The sequence below is a fragment of the Yersinia artesiana genome, from assembly GCF_902726545.1.
In the GTDB taxonomy this organism is placed as follows: Bacteria; Pseudomonadota; Gammaproteobacteria; order Enterobacterales; family Enterobacteriaceae; genus Yersinia; species Yersinia artesiana.
This window is the reverse complement of record NZ_CACVAD010000031.1, coordinates 42782-58684: the sequence shown is the minus strand read 5'-3', so window position 1 is coordinate 58684 and position 15903 is coordinate 42782. Positions and strand designations below refer to the sequence as shown.

The following is a 15903-nucleotide window of genomic DNA, read 5'->3' as shown; positions in this document are numbered from 1 at the left end:
AGATAATAGTTTGAGTATCCTCTGGCAATAGAATAGATCTAATTCTATCATTAAGGGGATTTAACATATGAGATTTCCGGCCATGACTTTCATTATATAAATCAAGCCGTTCATTACCTGAGATACAAATAGATTCACCAATAAAGTTATCATTGGTATAAAAACAGGCTGCACTTCTGACTTTAAAAGAACTAATTGCATTATTTAAACTTGTCCAGCGGCGGGAGAGACCTAAATTGACACTTTCCTTAAATGTTAAATTTTCACCTGAAAAATTGATATCTTTGAATGTGGTAACCATCATTCCTGGAGGAATGTGAATCGATGATATCTTATCATTCCATTCTGTTTTAAGATTACTTACCGCTTGCCCCTGAGTAGCGCAAATAGATCTTCCTTGATAATTCTCATCGGCAAAAAAACATATTCTCGGTTGTTCTGCAAAAACATTAGTTGTTAATATTATTAAGAATAGCATTATAAATGGAACGTTATAAATCATCTAGTCATCCTCCAGCCATAAATCATAATACGGAATACCTATGCTAGAGTTAATTTATCGGACAAATCAAAATCATAACATTATTTTATTTATCACAAAAACATTAATTAATAATAGAATATAAAAGACGACTATGTGTTGCCATTAATTGATTTATTCTATTAATTCATTCCAGGCGAAATACTAGATTACCCACCAGCCCGCTTTCATCCAATACATTAAGTTGATAGCGACCCGGCACAGATAAGGTTTGTATCCATGATTGATTATTATCGGTCACCGCAACCTGTTCTCCATTGAGGAACCACCATCTTTGTCCACGCCCTCCTTGTGCCTCTAAGCGGAGATCAAGACGATTTTGGCCCGGTAATCGTTTCACGACCGCACCATCGCGTATCCCTAAAACCAATAGCGGCGCAGCTTCAATATCGCCTTGAGGCGGGCATTCACGACTTGCCGCAGGCAGCCGATGACTGCGGCGCTCGGCCATGGGTAGCCAGGGTTCCAGTGGTAGGGGCCACAACGTTAATGCGACCGCCGTAGCGCCCTGGCAATCAGCGGCAACTCGCTGGCCTTGTGGATTCAACCAAATAGTGAACTGGCTGCCCTGCGTATTTTCCTGCCCAGGTGCGGCAAGTGTCGGCGGAAGGGTGCCATCCAGAACCCAGCTTTGCCGCCGCTGCCGGCAATTACTGTCGCCAGCGGCGAGCGGCTGCCCCCCCGGCCAGCAAATCTCTGCGCGGCTGACAGACGACGGCCTGGGGTCGAGAGGTAATTGGCGGCCATTTTGCTGTAACCCCGTCATCAGCAAGTTATTGACTTGATTGAGGATAGGGATAGCAGTGGCGTAACCAAACTGCCCAGCGACCGGTGTCCCATCGGGCCGACCGACCCACACACCAATGGTATAGCGCGCATTAATACCAATCGCCCAAGCATCACGGTAGCCATAGCTGGTACCGGTTTTCCATGCCAACGGTACCGTGGCGGGTAAAATATCGTCTGGTAATGGGCGAGCTTCCCCCGCCATAATTCGTCGGGTAATCCACGCCGCTCCCGGTGAAAACAAGCGCCGCTCCTGCAACTGCTGTTGAGGTTCGAACCGCAATGTTGCCGCCATTCCGCCCCGCGCAAAAGCACTGTAGGCTGCGACTAATTGGTCCAGCCGGGACCCTGTGCCGCCAAGGATCACCGCCAAACTGGGTTCACTGTGCAGTGGAAAACGTAAGTTCAAACCGCCATTACGTAAGTTGGCAGTAAAACGTTTCGGGCCATAAGCTTCGAGTAACTGTATCGCTGGCAGATTTAAGGATCGCACCAAAGCCTCGCTGGCACTGACCGGGCCGTGGAAACCAGTATCAAAATTACCGGGCCGATAATCGCCAAAGCGGCGCGGCACATCTTGCAACAGTGATTCAGCATGGATCAGACCATCATCCAATGCCATGGCATATAGAAATGGCTTCAGTGTTGATCCCGGCGAGCGCCAGGCACTGACCATATCCACATGACCGAAGCGGCTGTTGTCTTGGAAATCGACCGAGCCGAGGTAAGCACGTACATTCATGGTGGTATGGTCTACCACCAGCAACCCCAATGAGGTTTTCTCAGGAAGTTGGTGACGCCAACCTGCCGCCATGTCTTCTAGTTGGCGCTGCAAACCTGCATCCACAGTGGTGTTAATCACTTCCCGCTGGTTACCCGCCGTTAAGCGCCGGGCTAACAATGGTGCTAATTGCGGAACCTGACGCGGTGCCAGCCAGATATCTTCTTGTTTGATATCAGCCACCTGCTCAACCGGCCACACCTGATAATCCGCCAGCCGACTGAGCACTTTATCGCGCGCGGCTTTAGCTCGCAGTGGATAGCGATCCGGGCGCAAGCGGCTCGGAGCCTGGGGCAATGCGGCCAATAATGCGGCTTCTGCCGGCGTTAATTGTGAGGGCGGCTTGCCCAGATATGCCCAGCTAGCCGCGCCAATGCCTTGCAACGTGCCACCGAAAGGGGCGCGGTTAAGATAAATTTCGAGAATTTTGTCTTTAGAAAAGTGCCATTCCAACTGAGCCGTTCGCCACACTTGGCGTAACTTACCCGTTAATGTGCGGGGATGTGGGTCAATCAGGCGGGCAACTTGCATCGAAAGTGTGCTGCCACCAGACAGAATCTTACCTGCGCGCAAATCCTGCCAGGCGGCGCGGGCCAGAGCCAATGGGTTCACGCCGGGGTGAGAATAAAACCAGCGGTCTTCAAAGGTCAGCAGCGCTTGTAGGTAATAAGGAGACACCTCTTGCAGCGTCACCGGATAGCGCCAAACCCCGTCAGCATCGGCAAAGCGCCATAACGGTGTCCCATCTTCGGCGACCACCACCCGCGCGACTTGTACTTCAGTCAATGGAAGCGGCCAGCGCTTGTCCGCCAGCCACAAGATAGCCGGAAGCAGCACCACAATAAGCGCCAGCAGCCAGATTTTACGGCGATGACGGGAAAAGTATGTTTTTAGCATCAAGGATAGGTAACTCCCCTTTTACCTGTAACCGCAAAAGGGGAGTAAGTGTTTACTTAACTATTTCGAGCTGCGGCACCGTGCTGCCCAGCGCCCGCCAATCTGGAACATACATCGACTCCACCTGTGGCGCAGGCACCTGATAAATACCTGGCGTCACTGCGCGCGCCAGATATAACAATGTCGTATGGCGGTAAGCATCAACATTAACGGCGGCAACATAGCGGTCATCACGGAACTCCTGATGTTTGATATCGGACTGCTGCATATCCTGCATCAACTCGGTCACACTGCTGGCACTCTCCCCCAGACTGGCGCTGCTGTCGCCCAGGTTCTGGTTTTCCAGTTCCAAACCGGCTGGCAGCAAATCGACCACCAGCGCATCGGGTACCCGTTTATCAGCCCAGACATCTAAATGCACCAGAACTAACTCGCCACTCTTCAATTGGGATAAGCGCAGCGGCTGACCGTCAAGCCCAATATAACTGCGGGTGATATGTAAATTGTTGCTGTATGGCGCTGGCGTTTGCTGCGGATATCCCACCACATTCACGCGGCTATACAATGCAACGTCGCCGCGGTTTTGTAATTGCATCCCGCTCGCCAATTGTTGTGCCGACCAGTTTTGATTCAATGCCGCACTTTGCGTCAATGTTTCGGCCTGTTCAATTGGCTCAACTTGCGGTGCAATCGCCACTTGCCACGGCGTTTCTGCCCCACTCATCAATGTGCGGCCGGCGAGGAATACCGCATTGCTCTCCTGCGTTGACAGGTAGTTACGGCTGGTCAGCGCATCAGACAGTGCCAATAGGCGCGTATCACGATCTTGCGCCAGCAGGTTATTGTCAGTTAGCAGCGCCAAAATCAGAGCATCATCGCGCAATGAACTGCCGTAATCCTCCAGCCAGTAGTCTTTATCACTGCGGGTGGTATTCAACCCTTGTGTAATGGCTTCTTTGGCGCGCGGCATATCCCCCATCAATTTCAGTGCGACGCCCAGTTGCACCAACGGCAAACCGGAACGCGCATCATCGCGGCGAGTATACAATTGGCGCAAGGCACCCAGTGAAGCCTGCTGCTGTTGTGCCAGTACCAGGCCCGCGTAAGCTTGCACCGCAAAGCGCGTGTGTTTGGTCTGTTCACTGTAACGAATTTCAATTTGACTCGGATCTTGCAAATAGCGCTGCAAACGATTATTCGCCGCCGTGAGCGCAGCCACCGGCACACTGTAACCCTGCTGGCTGGCGCGATAGAGGAAGTCCGTGGCATACGCCGTCAGCCAGAATTCTTCCGGGCTATCATTGCTCCACAGACCGAAACCGCCGTTATAGCGCTGCATGCTGAGCAAATGCTCGATACCGACATCAATGCTTTTACGCCGTTTTTCGTCACTGTCGGCCTTGATACCGAGCGCCGTCAGTTGAGCATAATTGCTGTACAACGACGGATACAACCCGCTCACTGTCTGCTCCAGACAGCCATAAGGATAAGCATATAATTCAGTGATATAGCGCACTAAATTCAGCGGTGGCCGGCTGGTTATCAGCAGTTGCCCTTGCAGCGTTTCAGGAGCCAGACCTTTGGTGGCCTCCGCTGGCAGGCTCCAACTTTCACCGCTATGCAATACATTGGCGAAATGGCGCGTCTGGGCAGGATACGCTGGCCGCACACCTATTTTCCAATGATGCTGATAGTCGGGCAATTTCTCATTGGGTAACACCATGCCAGTAATAGTCAGGCCGATATCGCCCTGACCAAAACCATTCAACGCCCGTACCGGGATCAGCACAGTTTTGCGCTCGCCATTTGCCAGCGAAATAGTTTGGGTTGGCGCGCCATTGAGTGTCAGTAAATCGCTGGCGGCCCAGTTAAGTGACAGCGTTTGCGGCTGACCGGATAGATTACTTAAATCCAATGCCAGTTGGGTACTGTCCCCTCCCGCCAGGAAGCGCGGAGTAGCGAGTTGGGCAATTAGCGGAGCCGCGACCACCACCTTAGACTCAGCTTTACCGAAATCTTCCTCACTCCAGGCTTGCGCCATCAGGCGTAGCTCACCGTTAAAGTCCGGAATAGCCAGCTCAATAGTGCCTTCACCTTGCGCGTTTAATGTCACCGGCTGGGCCTGTTGCGCCACGATCGTGACTTCAGTTATCGGTTTTTTACCGCCGCGGGATAGCGCGTCTTCGTCATCTCCATCCCCCCCAAAGCGCAGACTTGCCAAACGCCCCTGCCCTTCAATGAGTTGCCCATAAACATCATATTGGTCGGCGCTGTAGCGCTTGCGGCCAAAGAAGGCGTCATAGGGATCGGGCGTGGCGTAATCAGTAATATTCAGAATCCCGCTGTCGACCGCCGATAGTAATACCTGCACTTTTTCAGGTAACGGCGCACCGCTGCGACTGGCTTTCACTTTGACCGTTAAGGTCTGATTAGGACGAATGCGCTCAGGCGATTCCAGCTCTAGTGCTAATTTGCGGGTTTCATCAACCAGCGGCAGATGCAACAAACCAATGGCGCGTTTTGGGGTCGCCTGCTGTGACTTATCACCAGGGCGAATCACTGTCGCACTGAGATATAAATCATGACGATTCCACTCTTTATTAATCGGCACTTCGACTTCAGCGCCCCCAGCCGGAATGGTCACTTCCTGCCACCACAATGGGCCATCACTGGATTCCACCAGCAGATAGCCATTACCGGCAGCCGGTGCTTCAATATGCAGTTTTACTTTTTCGCCGGGGCGGTAAGCCGGTTTATCCAGTGCCAGTTTGACCTGATCTGGCCGGACAGCACCGCTGCCTGCGGTATTATCCTGCCAACTGTAACCGGCCCAGAATCGGGAGCTACTGACTAATTCATTATCTGGATTACTCACCTCAATACGATATGCGCCCCACTCCACCGGGAAGCTGACTTTAGCGCTACCGCCTGCCGGAACATTCACTGACTGCTCTGCCAGTGTCAGATCTTTTTTATCATACAGTGACTGCCAGCCATCACTTTCTGACCACTGCCAGTAGTAGTCGCGGCGCTCACGCACCAGCTTCACTTTCAGACCCTTCGCCGCCAGTTTTTCACCATCAGCATTGGCATAAACAATCTCAAAATCAGCCGTGCTGTCCTGATCGACCATCGCCTGTGATTTATAACTGTCACTGCGATAATCATAAACTTGCTGCTTGTTGAACAACGGGCGAATACCGACCAGCGCATCGGCTGGCCACAAAGCTTGCTCAGCACGCCGCGTGACTGGCCGCCCGCCGGACTCCAGTAAACTGGCCTGTAAAATCAGCTTCAGTGGTGATTGCGCATTCTGCCAACTGTTATCAACTTCAACGTCAGTTTGGCCGTCGCTGTTGAGTGTGGTATCGAACTCATCCAGGGTACGCGAAAGGTTCTCTTCGATAACCGAACCAAATTCAAAACCGGGTAATGAGGCCACCGCTTCGCGCAGTGGGCGCAGGAATAATTGGCCTTGCAATCGGTTACCGGCTGCCGGAGCGCCATACAGATAGCGGCCAGTGATGACAAAACTGGCTTCGCTGTCGGTGGCGATCGGTTCTTTATGGGTGGCAATCTCAAGTGCCATCCGTTCTGGCAGGAAGTCTTCCACTTTAAATTTGTACAGGCGCGGCTGGTTATCGCCCAAATTCATGCGCAATGACCACTCGCCGGTCGGGCCATTTTCTGCAATCGCGTACTGGTATTGATACAAACCATCCTGTGGCTGCCAGACAAAACTGCGCACCACTTGATTATCGGGCTTGAGAATATCCACTTTAACCGGCTGGGCAGTGAGAGGTTTACCATCGGCATCACGCAGCAACCCATTGACAATTAACGTCTCTCCGGGACGATACAAGTCGCGCGGGCCGAAGACGAAAAACTGTTTCTGGAAACCTTCTGGCCCGGCAATATCAAACTCAGCCAGATCCAGCGCCGGCGCATTGAGGTCAATCAGACTGGTCTGCCCGTTTTGCGCGGCCAGTAGCAATTTTGCTTTAGCATTCTTTTCTAGCTGCGCATGGCCCTGACCATCAGTCTCAGCTTGTACCAGCACCTGGCCTTTTTCATCCAGCAACTGTAGCGACACACCTTTCAGTGCCGCCCCACCGGCCAACGCCTGAGTAAAGACATCCATCCGGTCATGATAGCTGTGCAACGAAACGCCAATATCACTCAGGGTAAATAAGGTGGCGGCATTGGTGTAGCTGTATTGCCCGGCTTGTTGCATCACCGCCAGATAGACACCCGACTCTTGCAACGGCTTGATATCGGCTAATGGGAGTAATAATTTTTCGCGGGTATTGGCGGCAGGGTTAAGGTCAAAACGGCCGGTATAGACCAGATCGGCCATTTTCAGTAATTCATCTGATTCCCAGTTCGACAGCGCACTGCGGTACTGCCAGCTTGCGAGGAAATTCGCCAGGCTGCTCTGCTTGATGCGGAAAAAATTAATATCAACGCTATCAACATTGAGCGCCATCACCGGCAAGCCTTGGGCCAATTTACCCGGTAACAAAGAACCTTTGCTGGCAAAACCGACACTTGGCTTGATATCGCGAGTGGTTATTTCCTGCTGCTGTTGTTTACCCAGCTCGCCTCCGCCGATACCTTGCAACGTGCCATCGACAGTCAGCAGTAATTTACGCTCAGGTTTAAGATGGCGTAGCCGCAGCTCCATCAGGTTGTCAGACAGCTCCCAGGCTCCGTCTATTTTTCCACTGACGGTATCAACCAAATGAACCCGTGCGGAGAAGTCTTGTTTGGGATCCAATGGTTGCGAAAAAGTCAGCACCATAGCACTGGCCCCCTCGAGTTGTAGCTCAGAGGCATCCAGTAAAGTGAGCGGCTGACCAGCATGCTGTTTTGTCAATTCCGCTAACTTATTTGCATCGTTTATTTGTCTCGACGGCGCTTTCGCTGCCGATTCACTCACCTGTGTAGTCGCTGGGGCTGATGGTGCTACTACATCCTTATTTTTGCTCCCATCATCGCAGCCCGCCAATAACAAGAAGGTACTGACGAACAGGGCAGCCCTGTACCCTTTCATTTTCGACATTAACCGCTGCAATCCGTTGTGGTTCATATCTTGCCCCATGACTAATAATTAATGATTAACTGAAGGAATCACATTGCGCAGCCAACTACCCCATCTGCGCTGATAAAACGCCTGGGTATGGGTCATCAGATAGTGACTGACTCCCCGTTCGTTCTCATTTACCACGCAAAAATCGACCGGGCCATCATCAGGCGCATGGTCACTGGCTACAGTGCCGGCCTCTTGAATCAGTTGGTCAATCTCATCAATAGAGCCATCTACTTCCAGCCCAATCAACAAGTTAGGTTTCTCATCCACACTCTTATCATGCATCAGCGCCAGAAATGCACGCCGCACCGGTTTGCGTTGACTGAACAGTTGAATCAAAGCATCAACCATTGCCGTCGGGTATTCTTCCGGCTGCCCCAGCAGAATTTGACTCTCTTTATCCACGACCATTTCTGCCGCTTGGGCCAAACCGCCGTTTTCCAGTAACATCGCCACTTCTTGCGGCCAAAACTCTTTACCGTGCTCTGATTTAGGATTCAAAAACAGATGCGCGCCCTGTGTCATTTCAAATAACACCCGCACTGGCATCGCGATAAAAGGCTGATTATCACTGTCAATGGGTTGATCTTCGGCAATATCCAACGCCTGCTGTAACACCTCTACCGAGGTAAAGAATGGAATGACCGATTCGCCATCCTGCTTTTCCCAATGCAGAATATTCACCCCATTGCCCGTAGTGAATGTCATTTCACCGTCTTCACCGCGCTGCTCTGAATCGTCCACCAGCACTAAAACTGTTGCATCTAACAATGCACGGAAAAAGGCGGTGCGATAAATAGACTCTGTCGCCGCCAGTTTTAGCAAGGATTCCAGACTTTGGTCTTCATCGTGATGGTGATGATCGTGCTTATCATCAGGGGACTGCGGCACACTCATGCTCTACTCCAGAAGTACATCAAACAGATCAAACCAAGGGACGCAAATGCGCCCCCATTGATAACTTACAAAGCTTGACGAAGGGGAAGCATGCCGTTTGGGTCGTAGCGGCGTGAGCCGCCGGAGTGCCCATAGGTGTGCTAGCCCCTTGCTTCACCAAACTTACTGTTTTGCTTTCGCCAGCAGCAGATTTGCAATGGTACGCACACCCAGACCTGTAGCACCGGCCGACCATTGTTCAACCGCGCCTTTGCGGTAAGTGGCAGAACAGTCAATATGCAACCAGCCTTGCTGATACTCTTTCACGAAATGCGACAAGAACGCAGCAGCGGTGCTGGCACCAGCACTGTAGGCTGCACCCGCGACATTATTCAATTCAGCAAAATTAGACGGCAACTGGCTGCGATGGAACTCGGCCAGCGGTAAACGCCAGAAAGGTTCGTGCTCACTGTTGGCGCTGTTTAACAACTCTTGCGCCAGTTGATCATCAAAGCTAAACAGAGCATGGTAATCATTACCCAAGGCAGTTTTCGCTGCGCCGGTTAAGGTTGCTGCATCAATAATCAGCGGTGCATTCTGTTCCGAAGCATCAATCAGGCCATCGGCTAATACCAAGCGCCCTTCTGCATCAGTATTCATGATTTCAACCGTCTTACCATTGCGATAGCGAATGATATCACCCAGCTTAAAGGCATTACCGCTCACCATATTATCTGCGCAACACAAATACAGTTTTACCCGCTCTTTCAAGCCACGAGCCGCAGCCAATGCTAATGCACCGGTAACTGTCGCAGCACCCCCCATGTCGGATTTCATCGAATCCATAAAAGCGCTCTGCTTCAAGCTGTAACCGCCTGAATCAAAAGTAATACCTTTACCGACCAAACACGCCATCACTGGCGCATCGGGATTACCGGTTGGGTTATAGTCCAACGCCAACAACACTGGTGCACGATCAGAACCGCGACCGACAGTGTAAATCCCGGCATACCCCTGCTCACGCAGATCTTCACCTTTAGTAATACGATAGCTGACAGCATCGCATGATACTGAACACAGTAAATCGATCGCGTTTTTAGCCAGTTGCTCTGGCCCCAAGTCCTCTGCCGGTGCATTAATGGTGTCGCGCACCCAGTCAATAATTTTTAGCCGTTGTTCCAGCTCGGTTTTTTCGTTCTCTGGCAGTTCTGCCCACTCCACGCTGCGCTGGCCTTTTGGCCCACGGAACCCCTGCCAGAATGCCCAGCTTTGTTCCAAACCCCAGCCGTCCCCGGCCAATTTTACGTGTTTGATGCCCTGCCCGTCGATTTTACGGGCGGCACGTTGAATCGCCCCTAACTTGCCATTACCGGTCAGATGAATCGTTATCCCCTCAGCATCGGTGCTGAGCAAAGCTTTCTCACCCCAACGGGCGTCAGCTGGGTTATTTGATAGGGATACTTGCATTATTTCTGTCATGACAACCTCTTCATTATTATTTTTTGCTGTTATTCAGCTAGTTATACGCGGCCCTGTGTTAGCCACGGCGGTTCAAAACGTTCTACTCGAAAAATACTGTCTGCTATACAGTAACAGCCAGCTATAAAGTAACAATAGAAAAAAGGGCCGCTCGTGCGACCCTCAGGTATTTATTCAAACTCATCTAACCAGACCAGAAGGATCGCTTCCAGCACTTTTTCATTTGATCCCTGCGGATCGTCATCGAAATCTTCTAAGTCGCAGATCCATTGGTGCATATCGGTGAAACGCACCGTCTTCGGATCGGTATCCGGAAATTGATCATATAGCGCTTCACCAATTTCGCGGGTATCTTGCCAGGTTAAACTCATATCATGTCCTCGCTTATGATTAATGCTCTCGCGCATGGTTAATGGTATAACGCGGGATCTCAACCACCAGATCTTCGTCCGTCACTCTGGCCTGACAACTCAGGCGGCTCTCCGGCTCCAGACCCCAGGCTTTATCCAGCATGTCATCTTCCAGTTCACTACTTTCTGGCAGAGAATCAAAACCTTCCCGCACCACACAGTGGCAAGTGGTACAGGCACAGGATTTCTCACAGGCATGCTCGATGTCGATCCCATTGCGCAAGGCGACATCCAATATGGTTTCACCTTGAGTTGCTTCCAGTACGGCACCATCCGGGCAAAGGTCTTTATGGGGCAGAAATACTATTTTGGGCATGATTAAACCTCATCCACTGAATGGCCAGCCAAAGCACGGCGAATAGAAGCATCCATTCGGCGCGCGGCAAAATCTTGCGTTTGTGCATCTAACGCTTTTATCGCAGCTTCGATTGCGTGTGGGTCAGTGCCTTGCATCTGCTGCTGTAATGCCGCCATCGCCTGAGCGATAGCAGTACTTTCTTGCTCACTGAGTAATGCCGAGTCTTCCGCCAGTGCGCCTTGTAAACTTTCCAGCACACGAGAGGCTTCGACTTGTTGTTCCGCCAGCTTACGCGCGCCGATATCACTTTGCGCATTCGCCATTGAATCTTTAATCATATTGGCAATTTCATCATCGGATAGCCCATAGGAAGGCTTCACCTGAATCGATGCCTCCACGCCAGTGGATTTTTCCATCGCCGTGACACTCAATAACCCATCCGCATCAACCTGGAAAGTCACACGAATATGTGCCCCTCCCGCTGGCAGCGGCGGCAAACCACGTAAGGCAAAGCGGGCCAGGGAACGGCAATCCTGCACCAACTCGCGTTCACCTTGTAGCACGTGGATAGTCATCGCACTCTGACCATCTTTAAAGGTGGTGAACTCTTGCGCGCGGGCGACCGGAATGGTGGTATTGCGTGGAATCACTTTTTCCACTAAACCGCCCATGGTTTCCAGCCCTAATGACAGCGGGATAACATCCAGCAGCAACATGTCACTGTCAGGTTTATTTCCCACCAGAATGTCTGCTTGGATCGCCGCACCAATAGCGACCACTTTATCGGGATCAATCGAGGTCAGTGGCGTGCGGCCAAAGAATTGCCCCACCTGCTCACGCACCAACGGCACACGGGTCGAACCGCCCACCATCACCACTTCCAACACTTCGTCAGCCGTCACGCCAGCATCTTTTAACGCACGGCGACAAGCCATTAATGTGCGCTTAACTAATGAAGCGATCAGCGCTTCAAATTGCTCACGGGTAATTTGCCCTTGCCAGCCAGCTACCGAGACATCAGCAACTTCGGCATCACTCAAGGCAATTTTGGCCGCGATCGCCGCATCAAGTAATTGCCGCTGGACACCATGATCATCACGGGAATCAATACCGGCTTGCTCGCGCAGCCAATCTGCCAATAGGTGGTCAAAATCATCCCCACCCAGCGCAGAATCACCGCCTGTTGCCAGCACTTCAAACACACCACGGCTTAAGCGCAAGATAGAGATATCAAATGTTCCGCCACCCAAATCGTAAACAGCAATCACCCCTTCCTGGCCTGAATCCAGGCCATAGGCGATAGCCGCTGCGGTCGGCTCATTAAGCAAACGCAACACATGCAACCCCGCTAAGCGGGCGGCATCTTTGGTTCCCTGACGCTGAGCATCATCAAAGTAAGCCGGAACGGTAATCACTACACCGTCAAGTTCACCTTCCAATGCAGCACGCGCCCGCTGTGCCAATGCTTTTAGGATATCCGCAGACACTTGCACCGGATTAACTAACCCGCTGGCAGTCTGGATCATCGGCAAGCCATTTTCACTAGGCTGAAACTGGTAAGGCAGATTAGGGTAGCGCTGCACGATATCGGCCAAAGAACGGCCCATCATGCGTTTGACTGAACTAATAGTATTGACCGGATCCAATGCAGCTAAATCGCGCGCATTCCAGCCGACATCAATGTTATTTTGTTGATAGTGAACCACCGACGGCAAAAGATCCCGCAGCTGTTCATCTGCCAGCGTTTGCGCTTTACCGCTGCGCACCGTGGCTACCAATGAATTTGTGGTGCCTAAATCTATCCCTGCGGCCAACCGACGTTGGTGTGGTGCCGCAGTTAAACCAGGCTCACTAATTTGTAATAAGGCCATGTTGAGCTTCCATCAATCATGAGTCTAAAGAGCAAAATCTATCCAGCGATCCTGCTCTAATAAGAACTATTCAGACATTGCAGTGATTAAAACTTAATTAACACTTTGATTTTATTTATTTTTAATTAATTTATACGATATTTAAATCAAACGAAGTCATCAAACAGCCGCTCTTCTAGCTGCTCAACCTGCTGCTGTAGCTTATCCAGAAATCGTAATTTCCGAACCGTATCAGCGGCTTGTTCCCACTGTTGCTGATCCAATTGCTCAACCATTAGTTGGCTGCGCATTTTTGTCATCAAAGCCAGGCGGCTACTGAATGCAGCGAGTTGCGTTTCGGCATCCGGGCTGCGTTCGATAGCATCAAGCTCTTCCCGCAACTCCAATTGTTCCATCAGAAACGCGGTATCACGCAGAGTATGTTGTTCATTGCCTAAATCAAAACCCTGCAAAGATAGCATATACTCAGCCCGTTTTAACGGATGCTTGAGGGCTTGGTAGGCGTCATTGATGGTCGCGGCTTGCTGTAATGAGGCCAAACGCTCGCGTTCAGGCTGATTGGCAAAACGGTCAGGATGGAATTGGCGCTGCAATTCCTGATAGCGGGTCGTGAGTTGGCTACCGTCAATCAGGTACTGAGGCGACAGCCCAAATAGTGTGAAGTAATCCATAGCATGCTCAAGAATATGTGATGGCTTAGCTGAAAGTTATACAGCCCTCTTATAACGCAAGAGAGCTGTATGAAGCACAAGTGCCTGAGGTAGGGACAAAACAGGGGTCAGACGTTAAAGCTTTCGCCACATCCGCACTCACTGGAGACGTTCGGATTGTTGAACTTAAAGCCTTCGTTCAGACCTTCTTTGACGAAATCCAATTCGGTGCCGTCAAGATAGACCATGCTTTTGCCGTCGATGATCACTTTCACACCTTTGTCTTCAAAAACGATGTCGTCATCATTCATTTCATCAACAAATTCCAGGATATACGCCATACCGGAGCAGCCCGACGTCCGAACGCCTAAGCGCAGACCCAAGCCCTTACCACGGTTATTTAAAAAGGCGCTGACCCGCTGTGCAGCACTGTCGCTGATTGATATCGACATAGACCTTCCTCAACTCTGATAACTTATCCCCCTCATACTTCAAGCTACAAGTGCGCTAGCCGCCTTCCTGTAACTCAAATTATTTGGGGTATCTATATTAGACTACTTGGCAGTATGTTTGCTTTTGTAGTCGGCGATAGCTGCTTTGATGGCATCTTCTGCCAAAATTGAGCAGTGAATTTTGACTGGCGGTAACTCCAGTTCTTCCGCGATCTGAGTATTTTTGATCGCTTCAGCCTGATCGAGAGACTTGCCTTTCATCCATTCAGTTACCAGAGAACTGGAAGCAATGGCAGAGCCGCAGCCATAAGTCTTGAAACGCGCATCTTCAATGATGCCAGCTTCGTTAACTTTGATCTGCAATTTCATGACATCACCACAAGCGGGTGCGCCAACCATGCCGCTACCAATGGTTGGGTCTGCATTATCGAATGACCCAACGTTGCGTGGGTTTTCGTAGTGATCGATTACTTTTTCGCTGTAAGCCATGTGATTACTCCTGAGTCTTAAAGTCTGGAATTAATGGTGAGACCATTCAATGCTACTGATATCCACGCCCTGCTTGAACATCTCCCATAACGGAGACAAATCACGCAAGCGGCCAATGGATTTACGTACCAGCGCAATGGCGTAGTCGATCTCTTCTTCAGTGGTGAAACGCCCCAGAGAGAAACGGATTGAACTGTGAGCCAGTTCGTCGTTCATCCCCAACGCGCGCAACACGTAAGAAGGTTCCAGACTCGCGGAAGTACAGGCTGAACCCGATGAAACTGCCAGATCTTTCAATGCCATGATAAGCGATTCACCTTCAACATAGTTGAAGCTGACGTTAAGAATGCCAGGTGCACCATTCTCTAAATCGCCATTCAGGTAAACTTCTTCGATATCTTTAATACCGTTCCACAAGCGCAGGCGCAGTGAACGCAGACGGGCAGCTTCGCTTTCCATCTCTTCTTTGGCGATGCGGTAAGCTTCACCCATGCCCGCAATCTGATGCACTGGTAAAGTGCCCGAACGCATACCGCGCTCATGACCGCCGCCGTGCTGCTGGGCTTCGATACGAATACGAGGTTTACGGCGAACAAACAGCGCACCAATGCCCATCGGGCCATAAACTTTATGGGCAGAGAAGGACATCAAATCGACTTTCAGTTTGCTCAGATCAATCGGTAATTTACCGACGCTTTGCGTAGCATCAACATGGAAAATGATCCCGCGACTGCGGCACATTTCGCCGATTTCCGCGATATCTTGCACCACACCGATTTCATTATTCACATGCATGATAGAAACCAAGATGGTGTCTTCACGCATCGCAGCTTCAAGCTGTTTCAGGTCGATAATACCGTTAGACTGCGGTGCCAAATAAGTCACTTCGAAGCCTTCACGCTCCAACTGGCGACAAGTATCCAACACAGCTTTATGTTCGGTCTTACAGGTGATGATGTGCTTGCCTTTCTTCTGATAGAAGTTAGCGGCACCTTTAATCGCGAGGTTATCAGACTCAGTTGCACCGGAGGTGAAGACTATCTCACGAGGGTCAGCACCTACCAATGCAGCAATATCATTACGTGCAATATCAACAGCTTCTTCTGCTTGCCAGCCGAACTTATGAGAACGAGAGGCAGGGTTACCGAAAATACCGTCCAGAGTCAGATACTGCATCATTTTTTCAGCGACACGAGGATCTACCGGGGTCGTTGCTGCATAGTCCAGATAGATCGGTGTCTTTATTTTTGATTCGGTCATTGCTCTTATGCTCCGTACATCACT

At 50.8% G+C, this 15903-nt stretch carries 12 protein-coding genes; all 12 read right to left on the bottom strand.

The annotated features are described in order from the left end of the window. Positions 1–502: peptidase inhibitor family I36 protein (locus HU019_RS12280; protein ID WP_235921489.1), on the bottom strand; the 502-nt coding region annotated here is incomplete at its 3' end. Positions 503–668: 166 nt separating this feature from the next. Then, positions 669–3005 carry a peptidoglycan glycosyltransferase PbpC gene (gene pbpC / locus HU019_RS12275; protein ID WP_174848534.1) on the bottom strand — a complete coding sequence of 779 codons (2337 nt, stop codon included), beginning with the start codon at positions 3003–3005 and terminating at the stop codon, positions 669–671. A 52-nt stretch (positions 3006–3057) separates the two neighbouring features. Further along, complete coding sequence (locus tag HU019_RS12270; RefSeq protein ID WP_174848533.1) at positions 3058–8094, bottom strand: alpha-2-macroglobulin family protein; 5037 nt, start codon at positions 8092–8094, stop codon at positions 3058–3060. 21 nt (positions 8095–8115) lie between these two features. Beyond that, the gene (gene sseB, locus HU019_RS12265) at positions 8116–8991 is read right to left on the bottom strand and encodes an enhanced serine sensitivity protein SseB (RefSeq protein WP_174848532.1); all 876 of its coding nucleotides are present in this window, start codon (positions 8989–8991) and stop codon (positions 8116–8118) included. A 162-nt stretch (positions 8992–9153) separates the two neighbouring features. Beyond that, positions 9154–10449, bottom strand: a complete 1296-nt coding sequence (pepB, locus tag HU019_RS12260; protein ID WP_174848531.1) for an aminopeptidase PepB — start codon at positions 10447–10449, stop codon at positions 9154–9156. A gap of 170 nt (positions 10450–10619) precedes the next feature. After that, on the bottom strand, positions 10620–10820 hold the full coding sequence (iscX, locus tag HU019_RS12255) for a Fe-S cluster assembly protein IscX (RefSeq protein WP_004702435.1): 201 nt from the start codon (positions 10818–10820) through the stop codon (positions 10620–10622). Positions 10821–10839: 19 nt separating this feature from the next. After that, positions 10840–11175 carry an ISC system 2Fe-2S type ferredoxin gene (gene fdx, locus HU019_RS12250; RefSeq protein WP_004713939.1) on the bottom strand — a complete coding sequence of 112 codons (336 nt, stop codon included), beginning with the start codon at positions 11173–11175 and terminating at the stop codon, positions 10840–10842. A gap of 2 nt (positions 11176–11177) precedes the next feature. Next, on the bottom strand, positions 11178–13028 hold the full coding sequence (gene hscA, locus HU019_RS12245; RefSeq protein WP_174848530.1) for a Fe-S protein assembly chaperone HscA: 1851 nt from the start codon (positions 13026–13028) through the stop codon (positions 11178–11180). A gap of 146 nt (positions 13029–13174) precedes the next feature. Further along, positions 13175–13699 carry a co-chaperone HscB gene (gene hscB, locus HU019_RS12240; RefSeq protein WP_174848529.1) on the bottom strand — a complete coding sequence of 175 codons (525 nt, stop codon included), beginning with the start codon at positions 13697–13699 and terminating at the stop codon, positions 13175–13177. A 107-nt stretch (positions 13700–13806) separates the two neighbouring features. After that, positions 13807–14130, bottom strand: a complete 324-nt coding sequence (gene iscA / locus HU019_RS12235; protein ID WP_004702422.1) for an iron-sulfur cluster assembly protein IscA — start codon at positions 14128–14130, stop codon at positions 13807–13809. A gap of 102 nt (positions 14131–14232) precedes the next feature. Next, a complete protein-coding gene (gene iscU, locus HU019_RS12230) occupies positions 14233–14619 on the bottom strand; it encodes a Fe-S cluster assembly scaffold IscU (RefSeq protein WP_005159510.1) in 387 nt (128 codons plus the stop codon). Between the two features lie 30 nt (positions 14620–14649). Next, on the bottom strand, positions 14650–15864 hold the full coding sequence (locus HU019_RS12225; protein ID WP_026018100.1) for an IscS subfamily cysteine desulfurase: 1215 nt from the start codon (positions 15862–15864) through the stop codon (positions 14650–14652). Positions 15865–15903: the final 39 nt, after the last annotated feature.